This window comes from Roseateles sp. P5_B10 (genome assembly GCF_056400485.1).
Map to the genome: position 1 here is coordinate 1 of NZ_JBFULE010000809.1, position 2,311 is coordinate 2,311.

The 2,311-nt window shown below is 69.1% G+C and carries 2 protein-coding genes and 1 pseudogene; all 3 read left to right on the forward strand.

The window, feature by feature from the left end:
- Positions 1–146 precede the first annotated feature (146 nt).
- Positions 147–914, forward strand: a complete 768-nt coding sequence (locus tag AC1DU6_RS27915) for an SDR family oxidoreductase (RefSeq protein ID WP_457324439.1) — start codon at positions 147–149, stop codon at positions 912–914.
- On the forward strand, positions 911–1,861 hold the full coding sequence (locus tag AC1DU6_RS27920) for a LysR family transcriptional regulator (RefSeq protein WP_056202403.1): 951 nt from the start codon (positions 911–913) through the stop codon (positions 1,859–1,861). Before AC1DU6_RS27915 ends, AC1DU6_RS27920 begins: the two co-directional genes overlap by 4 nt.
- A gap of 97 nt (positions 1,862–1,958) precedes the next feature.
- Positions 1,959–2,311 (forward strand): annotated as a pseudogene (locus AC1DU6_RS27925) (dihydrolipoyl dehydrogenase); the annotation flags it as partial.

The window sequence follows — 2,311 nt, forward strand, 5'->3', positions numbered from 1 at the left end:
ATCTTGGTCGGTCCCCCGCGGGGACGGCGATGCTTGCGGCATTGAGCCGCAAGCACATCGCCAGCGCGGGCCGGCTAGGGAGCGGCCCGTCGCTCGGCCCGCAATACTGACGAACCGTGGGACGTTCGCCACGATGGAAAGCTGAGATGAGTTCACGTCTGCAAGGCAAGGTCGCGCTGGTGACCGGTTCCACCCAGGGCATCGGCAAGGCCATCGCCCGGCTCTTTGTCGCCGAGGGCGCCAGAGTCATCCTCAACGGGCTGGCAGCCGACGAGGCGCTGGGCGCGGCGTTGGTGCAGGAGCTGGGCGATGACAACGCCATGTTCATCGCCACCGACATCGCCGATGAAGCCGCCGTGCGCGCGATGGCTGCGCGCGGCGTCGAGCGCTTCGGCACGATCAACGTGCTCATCAACAACGCCGGCATGGACGTCTTCGCCGAGCCGCTGGCGATGACGACGGCGCAGTGGCAACGCTGCTTCGCCGTCGACCTCGACGGCGCGATGCACTGCAGCCGTGCCGTGCTGCCCGGCATGCTGGAGAGCGGCGGCGGCAGCATCGTCAACGTCGCCTCGGTGCACGGCCACCGCATCATCCCCAACGCCTTCCCCTATCCCGTCGCCAAGCACGCACTGATCGGCATGACCAAGGCGCTAGGCATCCAATACGCCGCGCACAACATCCGCGTCAACTCCATTTCGCCGGGGCTGATCCTGTCCGAGCGTGTCGTCGAGTGGCTGGCCAACTCACCCGAGGACGCCAAACGGCAGGTCGAGCTGCTGCCGCCCAAGCGCATCGGCGAGCCCATCGAGGTTGCCTACACTGCGCTCTTCCTCGCCAGCGACGAAGCCCGCTTCATCAACGCAACCGACATCCTCATCGATGGGGGCCGGTCGCAGCTCTATCACGAATGACTGACCCGCGCTCGGATCGCTTTGTCCGCTCCCACCTGAAGACTCGCCAGCTCGTGCTGCTGGTGGAACTCGGTCGGCACGGCTCGATCCTGCATGCCGCCCAGGCCGCCAACCTGACGCAGCCGGCGGCATCCAAGCTGCTGGCCGATCTCGAGCACGCTCTGGGCGTCAAGCTCTTCGAGCGCCTGCCGCGCGGTGTGGCGCCAACCTGGTACGGTGAGGTCATGATCCGGCGCGCCGGCGCGGCCCTGGCCGAGCTGGACGCCGGCCATCAGGAGCTCATGGAACTGCTGTCGGGCCTGTCGGGCCGCGTGGCGGTCGGTTCCGTGCTGACGCCCTCGACGACGCTGCTGCCGGCCGCCATCACGCAGCTCAAGGCCCGCCAGCCGCGGGTGCATGTCGCCATCTCGGTGGACACCAGCAAGCTGCTCATCCAGCACCTGCAGAACGGTGAGCTCGACCTCGTCATCGGCCGGGTGCTGGACAGCGAGTCGGCCGCCCAGCTCAGCTTCGAACCGCTCACCGACGAGCCGCATTGCCTGGTCGTGCGCGCCGGCCACCCGCTGTCCGACCGTCGCGACCTCAGCCTGCCCGAGCTGGCCCGCCAGAGCTGGATCCTGCCGCCCGGCGGCAGCATCCTGCGCGACCGCCTGACCGCCCTGTTCCTCTCGGCCGGCCTGGACCAGCCCCAGCAGACCGTCGAGACCCTGTCCCTGCCCGTCATCACCAGCCTGCTCGGCCAGTCCGACATGTTGTCGGCCCTGCCCGAAGAGCTGGTCAAGCCCTATCTGGAGGCGGGTTTGTTGGCGGTGCTCAACTTCGACCTCGGCCTGCGCATGGACGCGTATGGCATCGTCACCCGCCGCGGCCATCAGCTGTCGCCAGGCGCAGAGTTGATGCTGAACTGCCTGCGCGAGGAAGCCGCGCGGCGCGGCCTGCACACCTGACGCGGCAGCGGCTATCCTGCCCAGTCGGACACTCAGGAAGCCCAGCACCGTGACCTTCTCCTGCGACGTCGCCATCATCGGCGCCGGCACTGCCGGCATGGCTGCCTACCGCGCCGCGCGCGCCCACACCGACCGCGTGCTGCTGATCGAGGCCGCCCACTACGGCACCACCTGCGCGCGTGTCGGCTGCATGCCCAGCAAGCTGCTGATCGCTGCGGCCGAAGCAGCCCAGGCCGTGCGCGAGGCGCATCGCTTCGGCGTGCAGGCCGAGGCGCCGCGCATTGACGGCCGGGCGGTCATGCAGCGGGTGCGGGAGGAGCGCGATCGTTTCGTCGGTTTCGTGCTCGAGACGGTGCATGGCTGGCCGGAATCCACGCGGCTTTTCGGCCGGGCGCGCTTCCTCGCCCAAGGCGTGCTGGACGTTGATGGCCAGCGCGTCGAGGCCCGCAC